The 26,488-nt window shown below is 64.7% G+C and carries 23 protein-coding genes and 1 tRNA gene; 11 read left to right on the top strand and 13 right to left on the bottom strand.

Features of this window, described 5'->3' with window-relative positions:
• Positions 1 to 8 precede the first annotated feature (8 nt).
• Positions 9 to 1,280, top strand: coding sequence for an HlyD family type I secretion periplasmic adaptor subunit (locus tag LOZ74_RS14770; protein ID WP_230291797.1), 1,272 nt, complete (start codon positions 9 to 11; stop codon positions 1,278 to 1,280).
• A 7-nt stretch (positions 1,281 to 1,287) separates the two neighbouring features.
• Here LOZ74_RS14770 and LOZ74_RS14775 read toward each other — a convergent pair whose 3' ends face one another.
• Entirely contained in the window at positions 1,288 to 2,250 is a 963-nt protein-coding gene (locus LOZ74_RS14775; protein WP_230291798.1) for a transglutaminase-like cysteine peptidase, read from the bottom strand.
• Between the two features lie 10 nt (positions 2,251 to 2,260).
• On the opposite strand from LOZ74_RS14775, the gene LOZ74_RS14780 reads away from it, so the two are divergent.
• Positions 2,261 to 2,461 (top strand): hypothetical protein, encoded by a 201-nt coding sequence (locus LOZ74_RS14780; protein WP_230291799.1) that lies wholly within the window; start codon positions 2,261 to 2,263, stop codon positions 2,459 to 2,461.
• A gap of 13 nt (positions 2,462 to 2,474) precedes the next feature.
• Here the strand turns inward: LOZ74_RS14780 and LOZ74_RS14785 are convergent, their stop codons facing one another.
• Genes LOZ74_RS14785 through LOZ74_RS14795 form a run of 3 tightly spaced genes read right to left on the bottom strand, consistent with a single transcriptional unit; the run spans position 2,475 to position 4,977 of the window.
• Positions 2,475 to 2,807, bottom strand: a complete 333-nt coding sequence (locus LOZ74_RS14785) for a 2Fe-2S iron-sulfur cluster-binding protein (protein ID WP_230280098.1) — start codon at positions 2,805 to 2,807, stop codon at positions 2,475 to 2,477.
• Positions 2,808 to 2,812: 5 nt separating this feature from the next.
• Positions 2,813 to 3,901 (bottom strand): cysteine desulfurase family protein, encoded by a 1,089-nt coding sequence (locus LOZ74_RS14790; protein ID WP_230291800.1) that lies wholly within the window; start codon positions 3,899 to 3,901, stop codon positions 2,813 to 2,815.
• Positions 3,898 to 4,977, bottom strand: coding sequence for a cysteine desulfurase family protein (locus LOZ74_RS14795; RefSeq protein ID WP_230291801.1), 1,080 nt, complete (start codon positions 4,975 to 4,977; stop codon positions 3,898 to 3,900). Before LOZ74_RS14795 ends, LOZ74_RS14790 begins: the two co-directional genes overlap by 4 nt.
• Before the next feature lie 144 nt (positions 4,978 to 5,121).
• On the opposite strand from LOZ74_RS14795, the gene LOZ74_RS14800 reads away from it, so the two are divergent.
• Complete coding sequence (locus LOZ74_RS14800) at positions 5,122 to 5,778, top strand: alpha/beta hydrolase (RefSeq protein ID WP_230280095.1); 657 nt, start codon at positions 5,122 to 5,124, stop codon at positions 5,776 to 5,778.
• Positions 5,779 to 5,823: 45 nt separating this feature from the next.
• Here LOZ74_RS14800 and LOZ74_RS14805 read toward each other — a convergent pair.
• A tRNA-Gly gene (locus tag LOZ74_RS14805) sits at positions 5,824 to 5,897 on the bottom strand.
• 134 nt (positions 5,898 to 6,031) lie between these two features.
• Here LOZ74_RS14805 and pabB point away from each other — a divergent pair.
• Positions 6,032 to 7,180 carry an aminodeoxychorismate synthase component I gene (gene pabB / locus LOZ74_RS14810; protein WP_230291802.1) on the top strand — a complete coding sequence of 383 codons (1,149 nt, stop codon included), beginning with the start codon at positions 6,032 to 6,034 and terminating at the stop codon, positions 7,178 to 7,180.
• 21 nt (positions 7,181 to 7,201) lie between these two features.
• Here pabB and LOZ74_RS14815 read toward each other — a convergent pair whose 3' ends face one another.
• Complete coding sequence (locus LOZ74_RS14815) at positions 7,202 to 8,128, bottom strand: isopenicillin N synthase family oxygenase (RefSeq protein WP_230291803.1); 927 nt, start codon at positions 8,126 to 8,128, stop codon at positions 7,202 to 7,204.
• Positions 8,129 to 8,138: 10 nt separating this feature from the next.
• Positions 8,139 to 9,473: a NupC/NupG family nucleoside CNT transporter gene (locus LOZ74_RS14820; RefSeq protein ID WP_230291804.1), complete on the bottom strand. Its 1,335-nt coding sequence runs from the start codon at positions 9,471 to 9,473 to the stop codon at positions 8,139 to 8,141.
• Positions 9,474 to 9,664: 191 nt separating this feature from the next.
• Here LOZ74_RS14820 and LOZ74_RS14825 point away from each other — a divergent pair, with 191 nt between their 5' ends.
• Positions 9,665 to 10,324, top strand: a complete 660-nt coding sequence (locus LOZ74_RS14825; protein ID WP_230291805.1) for a queuosine precursor transporter — start codon at positions 9,665 to 9,667, stop codon at positions 10,322 to 10,324.
• 20 nt (positions 10,325 to 10,344) lie between these two features.
• Here the strand turns inward: LOZ74_RS14825 and LOZ74_RS14830 are convergent, their stop codons facing one another.
• Complete coding sequence (locus LOZ74_RS14830; RefSeq protein WP_230291806.1) at positions 10,345 to 11,145, bottom strand: S1/P1 nuclease; 801 nt, start codon at positions 11,143 to 11,145, stop codon at positions 10,345 to 10,347.
• Positions 11,146 to 11,392: 247 nt separating this feature from the next.
• Between LOZ74_RS14830 and LOZ74_RS14835 the strand changes: the two genes are divergently transcribed.
• Both LOZ74_RS14835 and LOZ74_RS14840 read left to right on the top strand, forming a co-directional pair.
• On the top strand, positions 11,393 to 12,253 hold the full coding sequence (locus LOZ74_RS14835) for a mechanosensitive ion channel family protein (RefSeq protein ID WP_230291807.1): 861 nt from the start codon (positions 11,393 to 11,395) through the stop codon (positions 12,251 to 12,253).
• Positions 12,254 to 12,259: 6 nt separating this feature from the next.
• Positions 12,260 to 12,709, top strand: a complete 450-nt coding sequence (locus tag LOZ74_RS14840; RefSeq protein WP_230291808.1) for a cytidine deaminase — start codon at positions 12,260 to 12,262, stop codon at positions 12,707 to 12,709.
• Between the two features lie 149 nt (positions 12,710 to 12,858).
• Here the strand turns inward: LOZ74_RS14840 and LOZ74_RS14845 are convergent, their stop codons facing one another.
• On the bottom strand, positions 12,859 to 15,288 hold the full coding sequence (locus LOZ74_RS14845; RefSeq protein ID WP_230291809.1) for a bifunctional diguanylate cyclase/phosphodiesterase: 2,430 nt from the start codon (positions 15,286 to 15,288) through the stop codon (positions 12,859 to 12,861).
• Positions 15,289 to 15,355: 67 nt separating this feature from the next.
• A complete protein-coding gene (locus tag LOZ74_RS14850; RefSeq protein ID WP_230291810.1) occupies positions 15,356 to 16,969 on the bottom strand; it encodes an alpha/beta hydrolase in 1,614 nt (537 codons plus the stop codon).
• 235 nt (positions 16,970 to 17,204) lie between these two features.
• On the opposite strand from LOZ74_RS14850, the gene LOZ74_RS14855 reads away from it, so the two are divergent.
• The 4 genes from LOZ74_RS14855 (at position 17,205) to LOZ74_RS14870 (ending at position 20,434) form a co-directional block, all read left to right on the top strand.
• Positions 17,205 to 17,504 carry a hypothetical protein gene (locus LOZ74_RS14855; RefSeq protein ID WP_230291811.1) on the top strand — a complete coding sequence of 100 codons (300 nt, stop codon included), beginning with the start codon at positions 17,205 to 17,207 and terminating at the stop codon, positions 17,502 to 17,504.
• 132 nt (positions 17,505 to 17,636) lie between these two features.
• On the top strand, positions 17,637 to 18,263 hold the full coding sequence (locus LOZ74_RS14860) for an OsmC family protein (RefSeq protein WP_230291812.1): 627 nt from the start codon (positions 17,637 to 17,639) through the stop codon (positions 18,261 to 18,263).
• A 93-nt stretch (positions 18,264 to 18,356) separates the two neighbouring features.
• Complete coding sequence (locus LOZ74_RS14865) at positions 18,357 to 19,193, top strand: sulfite exporter TauE/SafE family protein (RefSeq protein ID WP_230291813.1); 837 nt, start codon at positions 18,357 to 18,359, stop codon at positions 19,191 to 19,193.
• Positions 19,194 to 19,213: 20 nt separating this feature from the next.
• The gene (locus LOZ74_RS14870; protein WP_230291814.1) at positions 19,214 to 20,434 is read left to right on the top strand and encodes a hypothetical protein; all 1,221 of its coding nucleotides are present in this window, start codon (positions 19,214 to 19,216) and stop codon (positions 20,432 to 20,434) included.
• Positions 20,435 to 20,456: 22 nt separating this feature from the next.
• Here LOZ74_RS14870 and LOZ74_RS14875 read toward each other — a convergent pair whose 3' ends face one another.
• From LOZ74_RS14875 to LOZ74_RS14885, 3 genes are read right to left on the bottom strand one after another with little or no spacing between them, the layout of a single operon-like run.
• Positions 20,457 to 21,926 carry an efflux transporter outer membrane subunit gene (locus LOZ74_RS14875; protein WP_230291815.1) on the bottom strand — a complete coding sequence of 490 codons (1,470 nt, stop codon included), beginning with the start codon at positions 21,924 to 21,926 and terminating at the stop codon, positions 20,457 to 20,459.
• Entirely contained in the window at positions 21,923 to 25,162 is a 3,240-nt protein-coding gene (locus LOZ74_RS14880; RefSeq protein WP_230291816.1) for an efflux RND transporter permease subunit, read from the bottom strand. Before LOZ74_RS14880 ends, LOZ74_RS14875 begins: the two co-directional genes overlap by 4 nt.
• 4 nt (positions 25,163 to 25,166) lie before the next feature.
• Positions 25,167 to 26,402: an efflux RND transporter periplasmic adaptor subunit gene (locus LOZ74_RS14885; protein ID WP_230291817.1), complete on the bottom strand. Its 1,236-nt coding sequence runs from the start codon at positions 26,400 to 26,402 to the stop codon at positions 25,167 to 25,169.
• Positions 26,403 to 26,488: the final 86 nt, after the last annotated feature.

The following is a 26,488-nucleotide window of genomic DNA, read 5'->3' on the forward strand; positions in this document are numbered from 1 at the left end:
TCGCTTCGATGATGGCCAGAATGCAAAAGGGCTGGGAACGGCTCGATTCCGCGCGCCGCCTGATCGTGGTGTCGGCCGTTGGCGTGTTGCTGCTGCTAGTCTGGGCCAGCTTTGCGCCGCTGGACGATATCACGCGGGGTCAGGGCCGCGTCATCCCGTCAAGCAAGGTGCAAGTGGTGCAGGCCGCCGACCCCGCGACGGTCGAGGAAATCCTGATCCAGAACGGGCAGCAAGTGAAGCGCGGCGAATTGCTGGTGCGCCTGAACGACAGCGAAAGCGCCAGCCAGCTGGGCCAGCTGGAGACCGAGACCGAGCGCCTGTCCGCCCGTGCCGACCGCCTGAACCGCGAAGCCAGCGGGACGAGCGCCGGTTGCGAACCGGGCAGCGTCTGTGCCGAGGAAGCGCGCCTGCAAAACGTGCGCGCCGCTGCCAACCGCAGCCGCGAAGCCGCTTTGGCAGCCGCCGTCGAACAACGCCGCCGCGACCTGCGCGAGGGGGAGGCGACGGTCACGTCGTTGGAGGAAAGCACGCGGCTGGCGCAGGAACAGGTGAACATGCTGGCACCGCTGGCTGCCAAGAATATCATGCCGCAAACCGAACTGCTGACCGCGCAGCGCGATCTGGCCGATTTGCGCGGGCGGCTGAGCGGCGCGCGGCAGGGCGTGCAACGCGCCAGCGCCGCGGTGCGCGAGGCGCAGGCGGAATTGTCGAGCGCTCGGCTGGACTTCCAGCAGCAGGCCCTGAACGAACGCAGCGAACTCGCCACCCGTATCGCCGTGAACCAACAATCAATCCGCGGCGCCGAAGCCCGCGTCGAACGCAACGAATTGCGCGCGCCGGTCGACGGCATCGTCAACGATCTGCAAATCACCACGGTCGGCGGCTTTGTCTCGCCGGGCGAAACGATCATGCAGATCGTCCCCACCGGCGAACGCCTGTTGGTAGAGGCGCGCATCCGCCCGTCCGACATTGCCTTCATCAAGGTGGGCGACCGCGCCAATGTGAAGGTCACTGCCTATGATTTCTCGATCTATGGCGGGCTGGCAGGCACGGTCCGCCAGATCAGCGCCGACAGCGTCTATGACGAGAACGAGCGCGAGAGCTATTACCTTGTCCAGGTAGAGACGAGCCGCGCGTTCATGGAGCGTGGCGGGCAAAGACTGGCGATCATGCCGGGGATGATCTGCGATGTCGAAATCATCACGGGGCGCAAAAGCGTGCTGGGCTATCTGCTGACGCCGTTCACCCGCGGGCTATCGACCGCGCTGACCGAGCAATAGGTTCCGGTCAGAAACCGTGCAGGTAGCGGCGGTCGCCGCTGAAGCTGTAGACCGGGCGGAAATCATTCGCGACCGATCCATCGAGCAGCGCATCGCTGCCATTGTCGAGCACCAGCGGCTGCCCGTCCAGCTTTACCACCAGCACCGCATGATCGGCGCGGCGGATATTGTCACGCGCCAGAGTCAGGAACATATCCTCGCGCGCGATGCCGATGGCGGCTAGGATCTGCATTTTGGCAATGGCGTAATCCTCGCAATCGCCCGCGCCGCGGCGCAAAGTCTCGGCGGCATCGGCCCAGTAATCGCGCTGGCCGTAATTGACCGTATCCTCGGTAAAGCGAACGCGGCCATTGACCCAGCGATTGACAGCGGCGACCTGCTCGCGGCGGCTTGCACCCTCGCCCGCGCTCATCATCGCGGCGCGCACATTGGCCTGCCCCGCCCCCCGCGCGCTGACGCGGGCCCATTGCGCATCAAAGGCAGTGCGGCGGATCGGAACGATGGTGCTGGCCAGAAAGTCCTGACCCCCAAAGTCCTGCAACTGCCTTCCTGCTGTGCGCTTGGGCGCAACCGGCGCCATCCAGCGCGCAGCGGGTGCCAGTGGCGCGCAGCCGATACCCGCGGCCGCCGGCTCCATCGTCACAGGCGGCGCACGCATGGCGACGGCAGGCATATAGGCCGGACGGCGATGCGACACCGCCACATTGCCATCGGCAAGGCCCGCCTGCTGCATGCGAATACGGTCCAGCGCCGACACGGGCTGCTGCTCGCGCTCTGCCCGTGCGACGGCAGGCCCGCAATTCTTGCCTGCATATTCTTTGGCGGCATCGGCAAACTGCCATGCGGTAAAGGCCGCGGTGTTCCACGGCGCGGCCTGCGCGGCGGACACCGGCATCACGGCCGCAGCAATGGCGGCCCCCAAGGCAGGCGCGATCCGGCGGCACAAGCGCAAAGGCGTGGGTCTGACCATGGGCCAGACCATGACCCGCAAGGCTTCAAGAAAGCCTTTGGAACTTTACTTAACGGAATGCGACGAACCGTTGGGAGATTGGCCCTGCATCGACACCATCCAACGCCATGATGGCATCGGAAATGGCAGAAAACCGGCGAGAAACGCGCAGGTTTCATCTTGGGCGGAAAGCTTAACGCCGCGCCCGGACAGCATTGCGCAAAAGGGTTAAATCCTGCCCTTCGTTAACGGCGCATCATGTCATGCGCGGTGTCGGGCACGCGCACGACGACTCCGTCCAGATCCTGATTCACGATGATCTGGCACGACAGGCGGCTGGTCGGCCCGGCATTGGCGGCAAGGTCCAGCATATCCTCTTCATCGTCGCTGGCGACGGGCAGCTTGCCGAACCATTCGCTGGCCACGATCACATGGCAGGTGGAACAGGCCATCTGGCCTTCGCAAGTGCCCTCAAGCGGCATGCCCGCCGCCTGCCCGATTTCCAGCAGGGTCGATCCCGCCGCACCCTCGGCTTCGATCTTTTCACCCTTGGGGCTGACGAATGTGACGCGGACCATCTGAATCAAGCACCTTGCGCTTGCGCAGCCGCATTGATTGCAGCCGCGGCTTCCTCCAGCTCCTCTCCGGTAGAATATCGGCCAAATCCCAGCCGTATCGTGTTTTTTGCCAGATTGGCAGGCAAACCGATCGCCTGCAAGACCCGGCTGGGCTTACCCGACCCCGATGCGCAGGCCGACCCCGCCGAAAAAGCCACATTGCGTGCCTCGCTCATCAATCGGGCGACATCCAGACCGTCCTTCCGCAGGCTCAGATTGCCGCGCCAGCGCGCATCGGCGCGGCCGTTCAGCGTCCAGCCGTCAAACAAATCGCGCGCGCGGTGCCACAGGGCTTCGACATGGGCGGCGTCTTCCTCCATCCGCTCCATCGCCAGTTTCGCAGCCGCGCCAAACCCCGCGATCAGCGCGGGGCTGAGCGTGCCCGAACGCAGACCATATTCCTGCCCGCCGCCGGTGACCAGCGGATCGATCTCCACCCCTTCACCCAGCCACAGCGCGCCGATGCCCTTGGGACCGTGCAGCTTGTGCGCGCTGATCGCGATGGCATCGGCCATGGCAATGGGGAGCCTGCCCGCCGCCTGCACCGCATCGCAGACCAGAAAGGCATTTGCCCGTCTGGCCAGCTCTGCCACCTCGGTCATAGGCTGGATCGTGCCGATTTCATTATTCACCTGCATCACGGCAACGACGCCCGTCCCCTCGGGCAGCGCGTTGATGCGGGTCAGCAATCCGTCCTGCCCGACCTGCAGCACATGCATGCCCCCCGCCAGCCTTTCGGCTGTTTCGTACACCGCGCTATGCTCGATCGCGCTGACGGCAGCAGCCTTGCCCGCGCGCGCCTGTGCATTGCCCAGCAGCGCCATGTTCAGCGCCTCGGTCGCGGTGCCGGTAAAGATCACGCGCCCGCCCGCCGGAAACAGCGCGGCCACGCGCTCGCGCGCCAGCTCGACCGCCGCTTCGGCCTGCCTGCCATAACGGTGCGGGCTGTGCGGATTGCCGAAACCCGTGCCGCCCGGCCCGTCCAGCCAGCGCAGCATCGCCTCGCGCGCTTCGGGCGCAAGCGGAGTCGTCGCCTGATAATCGAGGTAGATCATGTGCCCGAACCGGCCTGTGCCGCCAGATCGCGCCAGACGGCCAGAAAAGCATCGATGTCCGCTTCACCCGTCTCGCGCCCGATCGACACGCGGATCACTTCGCCCGCCGCCTTTTCGTCAAGGCCCAGTGCCATCAGCACGCGGCTGGGCTTCAGCGATCCCGACGAACAGGCGCTGCCTGCCGAAACCGCAATGCCCGCACCGTCCAGCCGGATCAGTTGCACCATGCTTGCCAGCCCCGGCAGGCGATAGGAGCCGATTGTCGCGATCCGGGGCGAGGCAGCGGCGATCACTTCACCGCCCGCATCGATCATCGCATCTTCAAGCCGTGCGCGCAGCCGCGCGGCCCCTGCCATCCAGTCATCGCCCGCTTCCAGCGCGGCCGCCATCGCCATCGCGCCCGCGACATTTTCCGTGCCGCCGCGATAGCCGCGTTCCTGCCCGCCGGTCGGCGCAATCAGGCCGAGATCGCGCAGCAACAGCGCGCCGATGCCCATCGGTCCGCCGAACTTGTGCGCGCTGATCACCGCCATGTCGCATGCCAGTCCCGCGGGCGGCAGCGCGATCTTGCCTGCCCCTTGCGCACAATCGGCCAGCAACAACCCGCCCGACGCGTGCACCGCATCGTAGATCGCGGCGATGGGCTGGATGACGCCGGTTTCGTTGTTCACCTGCTGCACCGCGACCAGAGTATCGGTGCAATCACCGATAGCCGCAGGATCAACCAGACCGTCCGGCCCCACCGGCAATATTGCCGCCCCCGGCACATGGCGCGAAACAGCTTCGTGCTCCACCGCCGAAATCATCCGCCGCGCCGCGTGGCTGCGGGTCAGCGCGATTTCCAGCGCCTCGCTCGCGCCGCTGGTAAAGATCACCTCGCCGCTCCACCCCAGGGCCGTTTTCACCCGCGCCCGCGCATCTTCCAGCGCCGCCCTGGCCGCGCGGCCGGCGCGATGCGGGCTCGACGGATTGGCGTCCAGCGCCAGACCTTCCAGCATCGCCTCGCGCGCTTGCGGCAAAAGCGGGGCGCTGGCGGCATGATCGAGATAGGTGGAATTCAGCGGGAACCTCGTCATCAGAAAGGGCGTAGCGGATCGGCACGCCATGCAAGCGCAAGATTGCGCTCTTGCAATCCCTATCTATATAGGCTGAAATTTCAGATCACACCCCTGTGGGCCGTTCGGCCCGATACAGGGCAGCAACAGGTGCCAATTCCACCGATGCCTTCCGTTATTTTTCCCGGACCCGAAGGCCGCCTCGAAGGCCGCTACCACCCCGCGCCGCGTCCGCGCGCTCCGCTGGCGCTGATTCTGCACCCGCACCCGCAAGGCGGCGGCACGATGAACGAGCGGATCACGCAGGCGCTGTACAAGGATTTCGCCGCGCGCGGCTTTGCCGTTCTACGCTTCAATTTTCGCGGCGTAGGGCGCAGCCAGGGCAGTTTCGACAATGGCATCGGCGAGTTGTCCGACGCCGCCGCCGCGCTGGACTGGGTGCAGACGATCCACCCCGAAGCGCAGGTCACCTGGGTGGCGGGCGTATCGTTCGGTGCGCTGATCGGCATGCAATTGCTGATGCGCAGGCCGGAAATCCGCGGCTTCATCTCTATCGCGCCGCCCGCGAATATGTATGATTTCTCGTTCCTGGCGCCTTGTCCTGCCAGCGGCATCATCATTCAGGGCGCGGCCGATACGGTGGTGACGCCGAACGCGGTGCAAAAGCTGGTCGACAAGCTGCGCACGCAAAAACACATCACGATCCACCATGACGAGATTCCGCGCGCCAACCATTTCTTCGAACATGAATTCGACGATCTGATGCGTTCGGTCGATAATTACCTGAATTTCCGGCTCAGCCCGGATTGCCCGATCCGCTGATCGGCGAAAGGCCCGCGTGCCATGCGCGGGCCAAAGGGCCGGCGCTGGAGCGGGTGAAGGGAATCGAACCCTCGTCGTCAGCTTGGGAAGCTGCTGCTCTACCATTGAGCTACACCCGCGAAGCCAAGCTTCAAAGCGGAGCAGGCGGTTGGCAGATTTTCGCCGGACCGTCAATCGGCATCGCAAGGGGCACGGTCCGGTGGTGCATGATCTTCCCCTTTGCCCGTAACGGGCGGCTCGGTTAAACGCGGCCATGCCCTCTCCCTTTGCACTGATAGAGGATCTGGAAACCGGCACCGCCCGCCTGTTCGAAGGCGCGCGCGACATGCTGGCCCCTTGCGACCACGGCGATATTCCGGCCGCGTTGCAAAGGCTGGAATCCATGCGTCAGGCGGGAGAGCGGATCGCGGGCTGGATCGGCTATGACGCGGGCTTTGCGCTAGACCCGCGGCTCGCACCGCTGCGCCGTCCGTCCGCCGGGCCGCTGATGTGGATGGGCGCGTTCGACCGCGTGACCGCCATGCCGGTCAGCGATGTCGATGGCTGGCTGGCACGGCACGGCGATGGCGGGGGCGCATTGGGCGCGATGCAGCCGGTGATAGGCCGCGACGCCTATCTCGCGCGGTTCGACAACATCATCGAGGCGATCCGCGCGGGCGACATCTATCAGGCGAACCTGACCATTGCGCTCGCGGGCACATGGCAGGGCGATCCTCTGGCGATCTATCGCGCGATCCGTCCGCGCGCCGCGGCGCGGTTCGGCGCGCTGGTTTTCGACGGGCTGCAATGGCTGCTCAGCTTCTCGCCCGAATTGTTCTTTCGCGCGCACGGCACAGAGATCGAAACCCGCCCGATGAAGGGCACTCGCCCGCGAAGCGCCGATGCGGAACAAGACCGCGCATTTGCCAGTGATCTTGCCGCCAGCCGCAAGGACCGCGCCGAAAACCTGATGATCACCGATCTGATGCGCAACGATCTGTCGCGTCTTGCCGTACCGGGATCGGTGCGCGTCGAGCAGCCGTTCCGTATCGAGGCCTATCCCACCGTGTTCCAGATGACGAGCACGGTGCGTGCCACGCTGGCGGCCAGTTTCGATGCGGCGGCTCTGTTCGGGGCGATGTTCCCTTGCGGATCGATCACCGGCGCGCCCAAACTGCGCGCGATGGAGCTTATCGATGCGGTCGAAGGCGGGACTGACGGAGGCTGGCAGCGCGGCCCCTATTGCGGGGCGATCGGGCAGATGGACGCCGAAGGCGCCTGTTTCAACGTGGCGATCCGCACCCTGCGGCTGACCGTGGACGGGCGCGCGACATTCGGAGTCGGGTCGGGCATAGTGGCCGACAGCGACGGAGCGGACGAATGGCGCGAATGCCTGTCCAAGGCGCGATTCCTGACGGAGTGATGCGCTCTATTTGGTCAGGCTCTATTTCGTCAGATTGATCTCGCGCAGCCGCTGCATCAGGAAATCGTGGCTCGACAGGGGTTCATACTGGTCCGGATGTTCCGCATCGACGCATTGCGGCAGCGTCTCGATGACGAAATCGGGCCGGAAATGCAGGAAGAACGGCATCGAAAACCGGCTGCGCCGCGATGCCTCACCCTTGGGATTGACGACGCGGTGGATGGTCGAGCGGAGCCTGTCGTTCGTCAGGCGCGACAGCATATCGCCGATATTCACTGCCAGCGCGCCCGGCGGGGGCGATACGGGAATCCATTCGCCCTGCTGCGACAGCAGTTCCAGACCCGCCTCTTCCGCGCCCAACAGCAGGGTGATCGTATTGATATCGCCATGCGGAGCCGCGCGCACCGCGCCTTCGGCGTTTTCTACCGGCGGATAATGCAACAGGCGCAGCACCGAATTGCCCTGATCCACCGTGGCATCGAACCAGTCGGGCGCCAGACCCAGGTGAATCGCGATGGCCGACAGGATTTTCAGCCCCGCCTTGTCGAACTCGGCATAGAGCGCCTCGTACACCTCGCGGAATTCGGGAAGCTCGGCGGGCCAGACGTTGGCGGGCATGAATTCGGCCAGCGGATCGCCATCGGGCAGAGTGCGCCCGACATGCCAGAACTCTTTCAGATCGGTGGTATCGTAACCCACCGCCTTTTCGGTGCGATAGGGCGTATAACCCCGCGCGCCGCCGCCGCCTTCGATGAAATAGGCGCGCTTGGTATCTTCGGACAGGGCAAAGAATTCGCGGCTCAACCGTTCGGCCCGGGCGATCAGGTCCTGATCGATGCCGTGGTCCGATATGACGGCGAAGCCGAATTCGGAAAAGCTGCGGCCCAGTTCTTCGGCCAGCGTGTCCACCGGCTGGGTCAGCGAAACATGTGCGATAGTGTCGGTCATGGGTGCGCCCTTACATCGGCAACATGAGTCCCGCCAGTGCCGCGCTCATCAGGTTCGACAGCGAACCGGCTGCCAGCGCCTTGGGCCCCAGCCGCGCGACCACGGGCCGCTGGTTGGGCGCAAGACCGCCGATCACCGCGATCTGGATGGCGATCGATGCCACATTGGCGAAACCGCAAAGCGAAAAGGTGACGATGGCGCGGCTGCGCGGGCTGAGCACGTCGGGTCCGTATCCGCCCAGTTCGATAAAGGCGACGAATTCGTTCAGCACGATCTTGGTGCCGAACAATCCGCCCGCCACCTGCGCCTCGTTCCAGGGGATGCCCAGCAGGAACATGACGGGCGAGAATATCCAGCCCAGCACCGACTGGAAGGTCAGCCCTTCGACGCCCACCAGCTCGCCCGCGCCTGACAACAGCCCGTTGGCCAATGCCACCAGCGCCACGAAGGATAGCACCATCGCGCCCACCGCCACGGCCAGCTTCACGCCTGTCTGCGCGCCTTGCGCGGCAGCCATGATCACATTGGCAGGCTTTTCCTCGTCATCATGGGCGTCGGGAATATCGTCGGCGGTTTCCGCCGAATCGCGCCCGCCTTCGGGCAACAGCGCTGCCGGCCCCTCGCCGCTGCGGCGGCTTTCGGGCAAATCCACCTCGCCCTCTGCGGAGGCCGAAGGCTCCTTGGGATCGGGCATGATGATCTTGGCCATCAGAATACCGCCCGGCGCGCTCATAAAGGCGGCAGCCAGCAGATAGGGCAGATATTGTTCGCCCAGCAGGCTGGCATAGGCGGCAAGGATCGTCCCTGCCACGCCCGCCATGCCCACTGCCATCAGCGTGAACAGTCGCGACGGCGCCAGCCCCGCCAGATAGGGGCGCACCACCAGCGGGCTTTCCGACTGGCCGACGAAGATATTGGCCGCCGCCGCCAGCGATTCGACCCGGCTGATCCCCGTGACCCAGCCGATCGCGCCGCCGACCCAGCGGATGATCAGCTGCATCACGCCCAGATAATACAGGACCGAAACAAGGCTGGCGAAAAAGATGATCACCGTCAGCGCCGCAATGGCAAAGCTGTTGCCGCCGATCTCGGGGCTGGCCAGCGGACCGAAGATGAAATTCGTCCCCTCTGCCGCATAGCCCAGCAGGTTCGATACGCCGCGCGCCATCGCCGCGATCACGGCAGCGCCCCATGGCGTGCGCAGCACCAGCAACGCCATCACCGTCTGCAATGCAAATGCCGCGCCGACGATGCGCAACCTGATTCCGCGCCGGTTGTTCGACAGGCCAAAGGCGATCAGCAGGATAAGGGCGATGCCCAAAAGGCTCACGAAAGGTGTTTGCATGAAGGAGAGATACCGGCAGCAGCGGGAAAAAGGCGTTTATCCGACCCTATTGCTACAAGCTGCGCCGATGCTCAAGCAGATCGCGCCGCCAGAACCATGATTGCCAGAACCATGATAGGGCGAACCGGTTGATTGTGGGCTATCGACTGCCGCCCGCTTCCCCCGGGCGCATTTTCCGCTAGTGTCCCGCCATGATAGAGACCGCGACCCGCGAAATCGACCTTTCGCCCCAATATCCCAAACCCCTGTTCCTCTACGCCCTGTTCTATGGCGGGATGACCTGCATCGCGGGCGTGTTGGGCGCAAAACAGGTGGCACTGGGGCCGCTGGCGGTAGAGGCGGGGATTTTCCCCTTCCTGCTGCTCGTTTCGATCTCCAGCAGCGTGGCACAGCTTTACGGGCAAAAGACCGCGACGCAGATGGTGCGCTTCGGCTTCGTGCCGCTGATTGGTGCAATGGCACTGACGGCCGTAGTGCTGACGCTTCCTACCGACGAAGATATGTGGGAACCGGCAAAAGAAGCCTTTCCGATCGTACTTGGTCAGACATGGCAACTTTGGCTGGCCGGTATACTTGCCTATGGCATCTCCATGACATTGAATGTGCTCATCTTCTCTCGTCTTGCACGTTTCACGTTGATCCCGCTGACAGTGCGCGGGGCCATCGCCTCGATCATTTCGCAAGTGATCGACACGGTGATTTTTATTACTGTCGGATTTTTTGGCCAGCGTCCGCTGTTCGATCTTATCGTGGGCCAGGCGCTCTCGAAGGTAGTGCTATCTATTGTACTGGTGCCTTTTCTTATCTCTGCGCTGGTGCGCTTCGCGAAATGGATGGAGCAGCGCGGTTAGGCGCTGCTCCGGGGCAAGTTTCATTCCGGCGCGAAAACCTTGTTCAGATAGGCCGCCAGTCGCAAGCCGCCCTTTTGCAGGCGCTCTTCCATCAAGCCTTTGAACTTGTAGTTATATTCATACCCCAGCTTGGGATCGGCGGGATACAGGCCGGGCCGCACCGCCGCGCTGTCGGCGATCCACACCTGCGGATCGGGGCTGGCCCAGTCGCGCATTTCCTGCGGCGTCAGATTGCCGTTCAGCCATTCGGCATATTCGCTGTATGACAATTCCTGACTGTCGAGCAGGGCATAATCCCACAAGGCATGCAGGTTCATCGCTTTGCCGAACCATGTCACCTGCACGTCATTGCCGCCGCGATCGTTGCCATTGCCCGCGTGAAGCGGCTGCTGCAGATCGCCCACGATATGCACGATAAAGCGCAGCGCGGCCTGCTTGTCGGCAAGGCTGGCATCGGGATCGCGCAGGGTTTCGGCAAAGCCCGCCAGCGCGGTGACCGAATCGCCCTGCGGCGGCGCTTCGTGGTAATGTTCGCCGTCGGGAACGGTGACATAATGCCACGGGCTGGCCGTCTTCTGCCAGTATTCGCTGGGGTCCGACCGCATGAAATCGGGCCAGGGCCCTGCCTCTGCCAAGGTTTCCGTTCCCAGAATTTCCAGCATGGCGGCATGGGCCTGCGGTGAGAGATAGCGCTGCGCGATATCGCCCACGATGCGATGCCCGTTCGCGCCCCATGCCAGCGCGGGCTGGCTGGCGCATAGCGCGCCCGCCATGGCGGCGATGGCGCACAGGCTGCGGCGGAATGTGCGGCGGTCGATCATGCTGTGAATGCTCCTGTGCGGAAGGCGTGAACCGGTTCGATGCAATGATCTGCCCCTGACCCGACCCGCGCCCGAAGGCAAGGGTCTGCCCTGAGATCGGACCACGGACACCCACCATTGCATCCCCCGCCATGCGCTTGTTATGCGACAGGACGATGGATTCCGGCCCGTTTCGGGAACCGATCCGCCCCTCCGCCGCTCCCATTCGGCAAGCAATCTCTCCCGCCAGGCAAATTTCAGGATTCCCATGGATTATGTAGCGACGATCGAAAAAGAACTGATGTCGATGGCCCAGGGGCTGGTGGCATCGCTGCCCAGCCTTGCCATCGGGCTGGTGCTGATACTGGTGACATGGCTTGTCGCCAAGGTCGCCGTTCGCATCACCAACAAGCTGTCGCAGCGCGCGAACCTGCGCGAAAGCCTGCGCAATCTGATCGCCACCGTGACCCGCGTCGGCGTGTGGATCGTGGGGCTGATGATCGCCGCCACCGTCGTATTGCCCGGCCTTGAACCCGGCGGCGTGATCGCGGGCCTTGGCCTTGGCACCGTCGCCATCGGCTTTGCGTTTCAGGATATTTTCGAAAACTTCCTTGCCGGCGTTCTGATCATGCTGCGCGAGAATATGAATATCGGCGACGTGATCGAGGTTGAGGGCGTGCTGGGCAAGGTCGAGCATATCAGCCTGCGCGAAACCCACATCCGCCAGCTTTCGAACGAGCTGACGATCATGCCCAATGCGGCGCTGTTCAAGAACCCCGTGCAGATCCTGACCGACGCGCATATCCGCCGGGACGAGCTGACCGTCGGCGTTTCCTATGACACCGATCTCGACCATGCGATGGACGTGATCCGCGGCGCGATGGACGGGATCGAGGCGATCGACACCGACAAGCCGGTCAGCGTCTTTGCATGGTCCTATGGCGCAAGCTCGGTCGATTTTCTGGTCCAGTGGTGGTCCGACGCGCGCCCGCGCGACAGGCGCGAGACGAAGAGCGATGTCGTCCGCTCGATCAAGAAGGCGCTGGATGCGGCGGGCATCGAAATCCCCTTCCCCTATGTCACCCACACGTTCAAGGAAGCGGTCCCGATTGCCAAACCTGCAGAGTAGGACCCGATGGACGACAAAACCCGCGACCGGCTGATCGCACTGGCGCGCGAGGCAGCGGCAAAGGCGCACGCCCCCTATTCGCGCTTTCACGTTGGCTGCGCGGTCATGGCCGAGGACGGCTCGGTCGTGACCGGCGCGAACATGGAAAACGCCTGTTACCGGCTGGGCCTGTGCGCCGAACAATCGGCGCTGACTGCCGCGCAGCACGCGTTCGGGCTTGGCCGGATTACCCATGTCGCTGTGGCCGGCGGACCAAATTCGAATGGCACCATAGCGGGGGAGGACATTATCACCCCCTGCGGCGGCTGCCGTCAGGCCATTGCCGAGGCGGCGTCGCTGTCGGGTCGCGATATCGTCGTCATCTCGGCCAGTGCCACAGGCGAAGAGGTGCTGGAGATGACGATCTCGCAACTCCTCCCCGCCGGTTTCGGCGCGGATGTGTTGCCTGAAACCTAGAAACTGCAAGGCGCGTACGGGTTCAGTTCAGGGTGGAGCGAAAATGGTGGCATTCGAGAACCGGCGCGCAGCGTACTATCAGTACGTGAGCACCGGAAGCGGAGACCGCCGCTATTTGCAGCCCGCCATGGGCTGAACCCGTGCGTGCCTTAGGCGATGCGGCGTTCGGCGCGTTGATCCAGCAGCGCATTGGCTTCCAATGCGCCCATGGGGCGGCCGAACAGAAAGCCCTGAATTTTCGAACAGCCAAGCTGGCGGATACGCTCCAGCTCGCGCTCGCTCTCGACGCCTTCTGCCGTCGTTTCCATGCCCAGTGCATCGCACATGGCGACCACGGCGCGGATGATGGCCAGCGATTCGGGGCTGTCCTTGGCCGCGCCCTGCACGAAGCTGCGGTCGATCTTGATCGTGCTGAACCGGTTGTTGCGCAGATAGCCCAGCGACGAATAGCCGGTGCCGAAATCGTCGAGCGCCACCTTGCAGCCCAGCGACTGGATCTGGTTCAGCGTCGATTGCGCCGCGCCGCCGTCACGCAGGAAGATCGATTCGGTCACTTCCAGTTCCAGCCGTTCGGGCGCCAGCCCGCTTGCGGCAAGAGCCGAAACGACCGTGCTGGCGAAATTGGCGTCCAGCATCTGTTCGGCCGAAACGTTTACCGCCACCTTCACATGGCCGGGCCAATGCGCCGCCTCGTCACAGGCGCGGCGCAGGGCCCATTCGCCGATCGGCACGATCAGGCGCGTATCCTCGGCAATGGGGATGAACTTGGCAGGCGACACGCGGCCGAATTCCACGCTGTTCCAGCGCATCAGCGCCTCGAAGCTCAGGATCTCCTCGGTCACCGCATCGACCACGGGCTGGAAATTCAGCTCAAGCTCGTCCCGCTCCAGCGCGTGGCGCAGCGCGAATTCCAGCTTGCGGCGTTCTTCCGCATGGGCGTGCATCTGCGGTTCATAGGCGAAATGGCTGCCGCCGCCCTCGTCCTTCGACCGGTAAAGCGCCAGATCGGCGTTGCGCATCAGCGTTTCCACCGTGCGCGCATCGCGCGGACCCACGGCGGACCCCACCGACGCCCCGACGTAAAGCGTGTGGTGATCGACGTCATAGGGTTTGGACAGCACATCGATGATCGCGTGCGACATGCGGTCCACCGCCTCGCGGTCGTTCACATCGGCCATCACCACGGCAAATTCGTCGCCGCCCAGACGGCCGCAAGTGTCATGCTGGCCCATCAGCACCCGCAGGCGGCGCGACACCTGTGCCAGCAGCTTGTCGCCGATCTGGTGGCCCAAAGTATCGTTGACCGCCTTGAACCGGTCGAGGTCGATCATCAGAAACGCACAGCGCGTGCGCCATTGTTCCGCCCGTTGCAGCGCGGTCCCCAGTGCCTCGGTCAGCATCATGCGGTTGGGCAGGCCGGTCAGCTGGTCGTAACGGGCCAGCTGCGCGATTTTCTCGGCGCTTTCGCGCTGTTCGGTTACATCGGAACCCACGCCGCGGAAACCGGCGAACTGGCCATGTTCGTCATGCTTGGGCGTGCCCGACAATTCCCACCAGCGGGTGCGGCCGTTCATCGACACGCGCACCATCATATTGGAAAAACTCTCGCGCCGCTTCAGCCGTTCGGCCAGATCGCGCAGCGATGACGGCAGCGCGCCCGAATCCCAGCCCTCGCCCGCGATCAGGCGCAGCAGCGGTTCGCCATCGGCCTCGCGCGGTTCCAGTCCCAGCGCATGGGCAAAACGCGGCGATACCCCGCGCACGCGGCGCGATGCATCGACCTGCCACAGCCAGTCGGCCGAGTTTTCCTCGAACTCGTGCAGCAGCAGCGACACGGTTTCCTGCTTTTCGGCCAGATTCGCCTCTGTCAGGCGCAGCCGCAGGTAGAGGCGCGACAGGGCCATGGCCCCAGCCGCGACGACGACGCCAAAGGCGATCTGCGCGACCGTGCCGGCAAAATCGCCCGCCAGCACCATCGAAATCGCACCGGCCACGCCGAAAATCGCGATAAAGACCATCGCCGCGGTCGGCACGGCGGACAGCGCCAGCACGAAGACGCCGATCAACAGCGCCATCACCGCATATTGCGGGGCATTGCCGCTGGCCATCGCATCGGGAAATGCCAGCATGGGGCCCGCCCACAACAGGCCCGCAATGCTGACCACCGCCAGATGGGTACGCTGTTCCTCTGCGGCCAGCTGGCGGCGTTCGGCGTCGATAAAGCCACGCTCCATCCGCAGCATGGCCGCCGCGATCAGCACGACCAGCAGGAACCAGCCGCCCGCCAGCAACAGGCCCGAACTGTCGATCCAGAATGTGATCGCGGGGACCGCCGCGGCCACGAAAACCGCAAAGCGCAGGAACGCCGTGCGCGCCAGCGCCGCATATTGCAGGCCCAGAAGCTTGGGTGTGGTCGCGCCGGTGATTCCCAGACGCTGCATCAGCCCGCCCCCCGGCGCGCCACCGCCCATCGTCCCGCCGGCACCCTGACCATGCGCCGGTTGGGCGGGAACAGGCCGGTCATCGGCCACGGGCGGCCCGTTGCGGGCATTTTTCCGAGCAAGCGCGAACATGGCCATCAGCCTATGCGCGGCTTGGTAATCTTTTCGTTAATGCGCCGCTTTTTGCTGTGCGCGCGCCGCGCCCCTATTCCGTGCCCAGAAAGCCGCGCAGCGCATCGCCCGCGCGATGCCATGCTGGCTCGCTCTCCAACAGCAGATGGTTATCCGAATCGAGCGGCACGAATTGCGCATCGGGAATGCGCGCGGCCAGTTCCTTGCCCGCCGAAAACGGCACCACCGCATCGCGCGTGGTGTGCAGCACCAGTGTCGGCACTGAAACCTGCGTCAGCAGATCGCGCACATCGATGGTCGAGAACGCCTCCTGCAGCCGGATCGCATTGTCGGGCGAGGCGCAGATGCGCTGCAATTCGTTGAACCATTCGACCTCTGACCCGTCCCCCTTGGGAAAGAACAGGGTGGAAAACATCTGGCGGAACGCGGGGTTGTCGCGCCCCCACCCCTCGCGCGTCAGCGTCACCATTGCCTCGCGCATGGCGATTTCGGCGGCGCTGGCCCGCGTGCGCCAACCCGCCGCATAGCCGCCATAGAGCACCAGCGAACGCACGCGTTCGGGATGGCGCACGGCATAGGCGATCGATACCGCGCAGCCCTGCGACAGGCCGAACAGGTCGAACCGGTCCAATCCGGCCGCATCGACCACGCTGGCCAGATCGTCGACAAAGCTGTCGAAGCTGATTTCGGGCGTGTCCCAGTCCGAAAGGCCATTCCCGCGCTCGTCATAACGCACGACGCGGCGGTATCCCGCGAAATGCGATATCCAGTGCCGCCAGACGGGGCTGTCCCAGTCGTATTCCAGATGGTTCAGCCAGTTCGCCGTTTTGACCAGCGGTGCCCCGTTCCCCACCGATGACCATGCCAGGCCGGTCCCGTCGGCGGCAAAGCAAAAGCGCACCTGTTGCGGCGGGCCGGCGGTTGGCGCGGGCGCCACATGCGCGGGCGGGGCTGGCGCTGCGGCACCCGCCTTGTCCGGCGCGCGCGGCGCGGAAAACAGCGCGGACGGGACCGGCAGCTCCGCCTCGGTCAGCTTGCGGATGCCGCTGTCGCGCTGCATCGCCGCCTCGTCTCGGCGGCCCGTGCGGTCCAGCAGTTCGATCAGGCTGGTGCGCGCGATGGCATCGAACGGGTCCAGCGTGCACCAGCGCCGCGCATGGTCCAGCGCCTGTTCAGGATCGTCCTGCCGCTGCGTGGCGGCGCGCAGCAGGATGATTTGCCAGCGGCGCACTTCCTCGCGCATGGCCGTCAGCCATGCCTGGAACCCGTCGCATGCGGGCAATTCCAGCCCTTCCATAAAGACGCCATGCAGCGTGGCCATCTGCTCCAGCCTGTCTGCCGGAAGCTGGCGGATGTCGCCGGTCGCCGCCTCGCGCATCATGCGCCAGTCCACCCGCAGCGTGCTGCAATCGATGCGCACCGTATCGCGATCGGCGATCAGGCGGCAATCGCCGGCCGTATCGGTAAAGGGGCGCAGTTTCGACAGGCTCCAGCGCAGTGCGCCGCGCGGATCGTCGGGCACTTCCCACAATAGCGAAATCAGATGGTCGCGCCGCACCGGACGGTCCGCCACGGCAAGATAGCCCAACAGCGCGCGCGTCTTTTTCGACGCGGGAAGCGGCATATCCTCCCCATGCGCGGCAAAACGCATGGGGCCGATCAGTGTGAGTTCGAGACCCTGTTCCATGGCGCGCCCCACTGCCCTTTCACGCCGCGACAAGCGCGTGGAAAGTACAATTTCCACGCTCAAACGGCAAATACCACGCTTCGCCCCACGTCCCGTTCCACAATGGCGTGCCAGAACAATGGCATCGACGGCAACCGGCCCGTGCTGACGCAAAGCGCCGCGCCGCCGTCATCCCCTCAATCCCGACGGCAGAACCGTCAGGGAACCATATAGCGAATATTGCGGAGCAGTAAGAATGACATATGCAGAACAGATGAAGACCCGCCTGCTGGCGGCCAGTATTTCCGCCGCACTGGCGATGCTGACGCTGGTCGCGGCCACCGATAGCGCGCATGCACGGCCGCAGCATCATCCGGTGAAGATCGAGCACGCAAAGGTGCAAAATCACGACAAGGCGGCGCGCATCGCTGTCTGCACCACAGGCAGCAACCAGCGCGGTCCCGTGCATCACAGCGCGCCAAAGGGACCGCCTTGTGCCGAAGGCCGGGCGAATGTGGCGCCCCTGTTGGCACGCGCCGCCGATCCGCGCGGCTGATCGCGCACTTCAGGGAAGCGTAATTCAGGGAGCTTGGGGCACAGGCCAGCCGCCGCAAGAGCGGCAGCCTTTCCCGCCCGAACTAGAAACGATCCCCGCCCTTCCGGCCCCCTTATCCATGTCAGGACCAGCATGACGCCACCGCATCCGGACCGACCCGCCCGCGAAACTTCCGCATCGGGCATCCCGACTTTCCGGCGGGGCGACGATGACGGCGGGCGTCGCAACGGATTCGACCTTGCCGGCCTCGGCCGCATTGTCGAGGGTGTGCAAAGCGATCCCGCCATGGCGGAGTTGCGCTTTCGCGTCGCCACCCGCTGGACGGGGCAGACGCGCAGCGAGAGCATGGTGGAAAGCTGCGAACTGGGCGGACAAAGGATCAGTCGCCGTTTCAAAATCGCCTCTGACGAACCGACCGATCTGCTGGGCGGCGACAGTGCGCCCAATCCTCAGGAATTGCTGATCAGCGCGCTGAACGCCTGCATGGCGGTCAGCTATGTCGCGCTGGCCTCGCGGCAGGGTATCGCGCTGTCGCTGCTGGAAATCGATACCAGCGGCTCGCTCGACCTGCGCGGCTATCTGCGGCTGGACCGGGCCATCCCGCCCGGCTACCGCCAGCTGGACTTTACCGTCCGCATCGGGGGCGACGGCACGCCCGACCAGTTTCGCGCCATTCACGAGGATGTGATGCGCAGCTCTCCCAATTTCTCGATCCTGAGCCAGCCGATCTGCATGAACGGACGGCTGGAAATCGTGTAACCGCCGCGATCTGCTGTCACCGCTGTCATCGGATGGCGACATGTTTTTATTGCGACGCAACATTACCCCCTCGACGAGGGGCGTGACGCGGTTATGATCCGCCCCGTCTTGGCCGATACCGTGCTCTCTCTCCTCCCCTATATCGCGCTGCTTGCGGCGGGGCTTGGTGCCGGTTTTGCAGGGGGGCTGTTCGGCATCGGCGGCGGCTTCGTCGTTGTACCCGCGCTGACGCTGATCTTGCCGATGCTTGGCACATCTTCCGATCAGGTGATGCATGTCGCCATCGGCACGTCGCTGGCGACGATCATCTTTACATCGCTGCGATCGGTGCAATCGCATGGCAAGCGCGGGGCAGTCGACGTGCCCTTTATCAGGGGCTGGGCGCCGTGGATCGTGGCGGGAACGGTGCTGGGCACGTTGATCGCCGATTTCGCATCCAGCGCAACGCTGGCGCTGATCTTCGGCGGGGGCGTTCTGGCCTTTGCCGCCTATTTCCTGTTGCCCGTCCGGCCCGAACGCCAGCAACTGGCGCGCGCCATGCCCACCGGCGCGACCCGCGCGGGGCTGGCGGGATTCCTTGGCCTGATCTCTGCGCTGCTGGGTATCGGCGGGGGAACGATCACGACACTGACGATGACAAGCTGCGGCGCGCCCATCCACCGCGCCATCGGCACGGCATCGGGCATTGGCGCGATCATCGCTATCCCCGCAGCCATCGGCTATGCCATCACCGGTTTCGGAGAGGCCGGGCTGCCCCCGCTGTCGATCGGCCATGTCAGCCTGCCCGCCGCCATCGCCATCATCGCCACTGCCATGACCAGCGCGCCGCTGGGCGTTGCCGCCGCGCACAGGCTCAGCCCCGCCTTGTTGCGGCGGGTATTCGGGATCTATCTGGCGGTCGTGGGCGTCACCATGATCATGAAAGCATGATTTGTAACGGGAGAATACCGATGCGCCGATCGCTGTTGCCTTTGCTTGCCGCCGCCACGGGCCTTGCCGGAACGCTGGTCGCCCCGCCGCCTGCCATGGCCGACACGCTGGTCGATGTGGTCAGCGAACGGGTGGACGACAGCGTGCCCATGCCACTGTTCAAGGCCGATGCTTCGTGGCCGCGCCTGCCCGATGACATGATCCTGGGCCAGTCGCCCGGCCTGTCGGTCGATGCGCAGGATCATATCTGGGTGCTGACGCGCCCCAATTCGCTCGACCCGACCGAATCGGGCCTTGCGCAGGACCCGCCCATCGCGGTCGCCTGCTGCGATCTGCCGCCGCATGTGCTGCGCTTCGATCAGGACGGGAACCTGCTGTCGGGCTGGGGCGGCCCCGATCTCGCCCCCGGTGACGGAGAGGGGGAGCAATGGCCCGCCAATGTCCACGGCCTGTATGTCGACGACAAGGGCACGGTATGGATCGGCGGCAATGGCGACGGCGATCACGTGGTGATGAACTTTACCGCCGATGGGAAATATATCCGCCATTTCGGCACGCGCGGGCAAACCGGCGGCAACGGATCGCGCACAACCCTTGGCAATCCCGCTGATATCGCCGCCAATGCGGAATCGGTGCTGGTCGCCGACGGCTATATCAACAAACGTATCGTGGAATTGGCCGCCATCGATAAGGCCATGGGCGCCGATCTGGCGATGACCCATCTGTTCGGCGCCTATGGCGACGTGCCCGGCGGCGGCACACGCGACGAACCCTTCGACCAGAGCCAGGCCAGCAGCACCGCCGACGGCGGCGCCAATCCGGAAGCGAAAATCTTCGGCGATATCGTGCACTGCGTCGTGCGCGGGCCCGACAGCACGATCTATGTCTGCGACCGGCGCAACAACCGGCTGCAACTGTTCCGCGAAACCGCGGACGGGGCCGAATTCTTAAGGGATATCGTGATCGCACCCGGCACCGGCGGCACACGCTCGGCCAGCGATGTCGCATTCAGCCCCGATGGAACCTATGTCTATGTCGCCGACATGATGAACGGCCGCGTCTGGGTGTTGCTGCGCGACACGCATGAAGTGGTCGGCAGCTTTGGCCGCAACGGTCGCTATCCGGGGCAGTTCATCTGGCTGCACAGCGTCGATGTCGACAGCCACGGCAATGTATATACCACCGAAGTCGGCAGCGGCCGCCGCGTACAGCGTTTCGTGTTTCAAGGCCTGTCGGACTAAGCTCGAACAGGATGCATGCCGGTCAGTCGTCGACCGGCATGCCCCCCGCGCCTTCGATCTCGCTTCCGTCCACCTCGAACCCGCCGCCCAGCGCGACGTAAAGCGTGGCCCCGTTCTGCAACAGGGCGCGGCGGGTGGTGATCAGATCCTGCTGCGCGCTGAACAGGGACCGCTCGGCGTCCAGCACTTCCAGATAATCGGTCACGCCTTCGCGGTAACGCAGCGTCGAAATGCGGTCGATCTCTTCCTGCGCGGCGACGGTACGTTCCAGCACCGCGACCTGTTCGGTCAGCCAGCGGCGACCGGCCAGTGCGTCGGATACTTCGCGGAATGCCGTCTGCACCGCCATGTCGTAATTGGCGACTTCCTCGACTTCCAGCGCCTTGGCGTAATCCAGATCGCCTTCGCGTGCGCCCCAGTCAAAGATCGGCAGGCTGATCGACGGACCCGCGCTCCAGGCGAAGATCCCCTCGTCGAACAGGCCGCCCAGCGATTCCGATGCGAAACCGGCATTGCCCGTCAAAGAGATCGTCGGGAAGAACGCCGCGCGCGCCGCGCCGATATTGGCCCGCGCCGCGCGCAGGTTTTCCTCTGCCGCGACGACATCGGGGCGCGCCAGCAACATGTCGGACGGCAGGCCGGGATCGAGCCGCATGCCATTGCCCTGCTCTTCCAGCGGCAGCCCTTCGGGCAGATCGTCGGGGATGCGCCCGCCGACCAGTACCGCCAGCTGGTTGCGCAATTGCGCCTCGGCCAGACGTTCGCTGGCCAGTTGTTGCTGCGCCGCAGTCAACAGCGTTTCGGCCTGCCGCATCGGCAGCGCCGAAGTCACCCCGATGTCGAGGCGGCGCTTGGCAATGATCAGCGAATCGCTGCGGCTGCTGACAGTGGCGATGGCCAGTTCCACCTGATCCTGCGTTTCCAGCAGTTCGTAATAGGTGGTGGCGACATCGGCGATCAGCGAGAGATAAAAAGCCCGCTGCGCCGCGACGCTCGACAAATATTGTGCGCGCGACGCATCGCTGAGGTTCCTGACCCGCCCCCAGAAGTCCAGTTCGAACGCGCTGACGCCCACGCCGACCTGAAAATTATCGACCGTGATCGCACTCGCATCGCCGCTGGCACCGGCGATGGCGCCGGTCAAAGGCGTGCGGGTACGCGTGGCATCGGCGCTGGCGACCACGCTGGGCAGGCGGCGGCTGTCCTGGATGCGATATTGCGCGCGCGCCTGTTCGATCCGCGCGGTGGCGGCGACAAGATCGCGGTTGTTGCGCAGCGCCGCACCGATCAGCGCATCAAGGCGCGGGTCGGCGAACCAGTCGCGATAGGACAGGCTGGTCGCGACCACCGTGCCGTCGGGCCCGTATTCGGGATCGAACGCGGGCGCGGTCGACAATTCGGGCGTGACATGATCGGGCGCCATATTGATGCAGCCCGGCAAGGCCAGCACCAGGGCGATCGCCGCCAGCGGAGCGGTGTGACGGATGCTCATCGTGCTGCCTCCCCGTCGGGCGCTTCGGCCGGTTCGTCCATGTGGCCCGCCGCCGATGGCTGCCTGCGGCTGAGATAGGTGCGCGTCATCAGATAGAGCAGCGGGATCACGAAAATGCCCAGCACGGTCGCGGCGATCATGCCGCCCATCACGCCCGTGCCCACAGCGATCCGGCTGGCCGCGCCCGCACCGCTCGCCAGCACCAGCGGCACCATGCCAAGGATAAAGGCAAGCGAGGTCATGATGATCGGACGCAGGCGCAGTCGCGCCGCCGTCTTCACCGCTTCCAGGGGAGACAATCCGCGCTCCTCTTCCTCGATCGCGAATTCGACGATCAGGATCGCGTTCTTCGCAGCAAGGCCGATGATGGTGATCAGCCCGACGTTGAAATAGACGTCCGCCGACAGCCCGCGCAGCATCGAAAACAGCACCGCGCCCAGCACGCCCATCGGCACGACCAGCAATACCGACAGCGGCACTGCCCAGCTTTCGTACAATGCCGCCAGCACAAGGAAGACGACGATCACCGACAGGCCCAGCAACAGGCCGATCTGCCCGCCCGCCTGCTTTTCCTCATAGCTGATGCCGGTCCATTCATAACCGATACCCGCAGGCAGCTGCGATGCCAGCTGTTCCATTTCGGCCAGCGCGTCGCCCGACGAAGCGCCCGGTGCCGCCGTGCCCGACAGGGTCATCGCCGGATAGCCGTTGTATCGGCCAAGGCTGGGCGGCGCGGCAGACCATTCGGCCGTGGCGAAAGAGCTGAAAGGCACCAGCTCGCCGCTGTCGTTGGGAATGCGCAGCGACATCACATCCTCGGGTGTCATGCGATAGGGCGCATCGGCCTGCACCATCACCCGCAGAACGCGGCCCTGATAGGTGAAATCATTGACATAGGCCGAGCCGTTATTGATCGACAGCGCATTGTTCACATCGGTAATCGACAGGCCCAGCGCACGCGCCTGCACGCGGTCGACCGTCAGTTCCAGCGCGGGCGACGGCGGCTGGTCCTCGGGCCGCAGATTGGCGATGAGGTCGCTCTGGCTGGCCATGCCCATCAGCTGGTTGCGCGCATTGGTCAGCGCCTCGCGCCCCAACCCGCCGCGATCCTGCAGCTTCATGGTGAAACCGCTGGCTTGTCCCAGCGACTGGATCGCGGGCGGCTGGATTGGAAAGGCCATCGCATTGTCGATGCCCGCGAAAGCCTGCGCCGCGCGGCCCAGAATGGCCCCCGCCCCGCTTTCGGCTGCGGTGCGTTCATCCCAGGTCTTGAATGTCGAAAACATCATGGCCGCGTTCTGCCCGCGCCCGAAGAAGCTGAACCCGCGCAACACGACCAGATTGTCGAGTTCGGGCTGCGATTTCCAGAATTCCTCGATCGGGGCCAGCGCCTCGTCGGTGCGGGCCATGGTCGCGCCTGCGGGCGTTTGCACCACGGTGATCAGAAAGCCCTGATCCTCGTCGGGCAGAAAGGCCGTGGGCAGACGCGTGAACAGGAACGCCGTCAGCACGCCCAGCATCAGGAATACGGCCAGCCCGCGCATCGGGCGCGACAGGATACGCTCGTTCCCGCGCGCATATTTTTCGGTCATCCGCGCGAACCAGCGGTTGAAGCCCGCGAAAAGGCGTGCCGCCCGATATTGCAGCTTTGCCAGCATGCCGCGCCAGCCCGGCTCTTCCATGGCGGCGGGCGGAACCGGCTCGCCATGTCCATGTTCGTCCCCGTCGCCCTGTTCGATGGGCTTCAGGAAATTGGCGCAGAGCGCAGGCGTCAACGTCAGGGCCAGCAAGGCCGAGAAGAAGATCGACACCGACAGGGTGACAGAGAACTGGCGGTAAATGCCGCCGGTCGAACCGGGGAAGAAGGCCATCGGCACGAACACCGCGATCAGCACCAGCGTGATGCCGATGATGGCACCCGTGATCTGGTCCATCGCCTTGCGCGTCGCTTCCAGCGGGGGCAGCCCCTCCTCGCGCATGATGCGTTCGACATTTTCGATCACCACGATGGCGTCGTCGACCAGAATGCCGATCGCCAGCACCATGGCGAACAACGACAGCACATTGATCGAAAAGCCGAACATCCAGAGGCCAAGGCAGGCACCCATCAGCGCGATGGGCACGACCAGCGTGGGGATGATCGTCGCGCGCCAGCTTTGCAGGAACAGGAACATGACAAGGAAGACCAGCGCCATCGCCTCGACCAGGGTCTTGATCACTTCCTCGACCGAAATCTCGACAAAGGGCGTGGTGTCATAGGGAACGGCCCATTCGACATCCGCGGGCAGCGTTCCTGCCAGCTCTTCCATTCGCTCGCGCACGCCCTCGGCAGTGGCCAGCGCATTGGCGCCGGTGGCCAGCTGCACGGCCATGCCCGCCATCGGGCTGCCGTTGCGGCTGGCGGCGAAGCTATAGCTTTCCGCCCCCAGTTCGACGCGTGCCACATCGGCCAGCCGCACGGTGGCACCGCCGGTATCGGCGCGCAGGATGATCTGGCGGAATTCCTCGGCCGAACTGAAACGGCCCTGCGTGGTGATCGTCGCGGTCAGCTGCTGGTCGTCCACGAAGGGCTGCGCGCCCAGCGCGCCGCCCGCGGTCTGGCTGTTCTGTTCCTGAATGGCGGCCAGCACGGCGGTGGGCGACAGATTATACGACGCCAGCTTGTCGGGATCGAGCCAGATGCGCATTGCATAGGCCGAACCGAACAGGGTGACATCGCCCACGCCCTGCACGCGGCGCAATTCGTCGAGCACCTGATTGGTCGCGATATTGCCCAGCGCAACCGCATCGGTTTCGCCCGATTTCGACGTCAGGCTCAGGATCATCAGAAAGCCGGCATTCGCCTGACGGACCTGAATCCCTTGCTGGCGGACCTGTTCGGGCAGGCGCGCTTCCACCGTCGACAGGCGGTTCTGCACCTCGGTCTGGGCGATATCGATATCGGTCCCCGCCTCGAAAGTCAGCGTGATCGACGCCGTACCCGACGAGGTGCTGGACGAGTTCATATAGAGGAAGCCCTCCACCCCGTTCAGCGATTGCTCGATCACCTGGGTGACGTTTTCTTCCAGCGTCTCGGCATCGGCGCCCGGATAGGCGACTTCGATGCTGAGCGAGGGCGGGGCAACTTCCGGATATTGCTCGATAGGAAGACCGCGCAACGCGATGAAGCCCGCCAGCAGGATGCCGAGCGAGATCACCCAGGCAAAGATCGGCCTGTCGATAAAATAGCGTGCCATGGAATTACTCGGCCCCGCGTGCGGTTGCGCCACCGGGCTGCCTGGTCGCGGGCTGCTTTTGGCCCCCGGCCTTTTGAACCTCAGCCTTTTGGCCCGCAGCCTTTTGTCCTGTCGGCGCGTTCTGTTCGGTCACCGGCATGCCGGGTTGCAGCACCTGCAAGCGGCTTGTGATCACCTTGTCGCCGGGTTTCAGGCCGCTTTCGATGATCCAGTTCCCCTCGACCATCTGGCCCAGCGTCACCTTGCGCGGTTCGACCGTGTTGTCGGCGCCGATAACATAGACGCTGCCACCGTCGTTCGACAGCAGCACGGCGGACTGCGGCACGGTGACGGCATTCTTGCGCGTCCCCACCGCGATGCGCCCGCGCACGAATTCGCCGGGCAGCAACAGGCTTTGCGGATTGGGTACTTCGGCACGAACCTCGACCGTGCCGGTCGTTTCCTGCACCGAAACGGCAAGGAAATCGATCTTGCCCGCAATGGGATAGGTGGTGCCATCGGGGAACATGATCTGTACGTCGATCGCATCCCGGCTGGGCAGGTCGATCTCCCCTTCGGCCATCGCGCGTTGCAGGCGCAGCAGCTCGGTGGCCGACTGGTTGAAGGTAACGTAAACGCGGTCGATCTGCTCCACCGTGGTCAGCAGCGTGCCTTCGGTCTGACTGACGAGCGCGCCCTCGGTCACTTGCGCGCGGCCCGCGCGGCCCGAAATCGGCGAACGCACCGTGGTATAGCCCAGTTGCAGCCCCGCAGCGCGCAATTCGGCGCGAAGCTGCGCCACATTGGCGTCCGCTTCGCGCATGGCGGCGACCGCGGCGTCATATTCCTGGCGGCTGATGGCGTTTTCATCGACCAGCGGGCGATAGCGTTCGACCACGGCGCGCGCATTGTCTGCCGTGGCCTTGGCACGGGCAAGGCTCGCCTCGCTCTGCGCATAGCTGGCCTGCATTTCCGACGGGTCGATCCGGAACAGCGGCTGCCCCTCGCCTACATCGGTCCCTTCGGTGAACAGTCGCCGCTGGACGATGCCGGTTACCCGCGCGCGCACCTCCGCCGTGCGGATCGCAGCCACTCGCCCCGGCAATTCGATGATGTTGGACACATCCATCGCGGTCACCGTATAGGTGCGCACAGGCACGGCCTGCGGGGCAGCCTGTTCGTCACCCATGCCGCATCCGGCCGGACCAAGAGTCGCCAGGGCAAGGGCCGTAGCCGCCAGAGAAATGATTTTGATTCGCATGCGCGCTTCCGATTTTGCAGTTGCGAAGGCGTAATAGTTATTACACAAGAGAGTTCAAGACGGAAAAACCCGACGGGAGTGAAATT

Origin of the sequence: Croceicoccus sp. Ery5, from assembly GCF_020985325.1 — a bacterium.
Taxonomy (GTDB): domain Bacteria; phylum Pseudomonadota; class Alphaproteobacteria; order Sphingomonadales; family Sphingomonadaceae; genus Croceicoccus.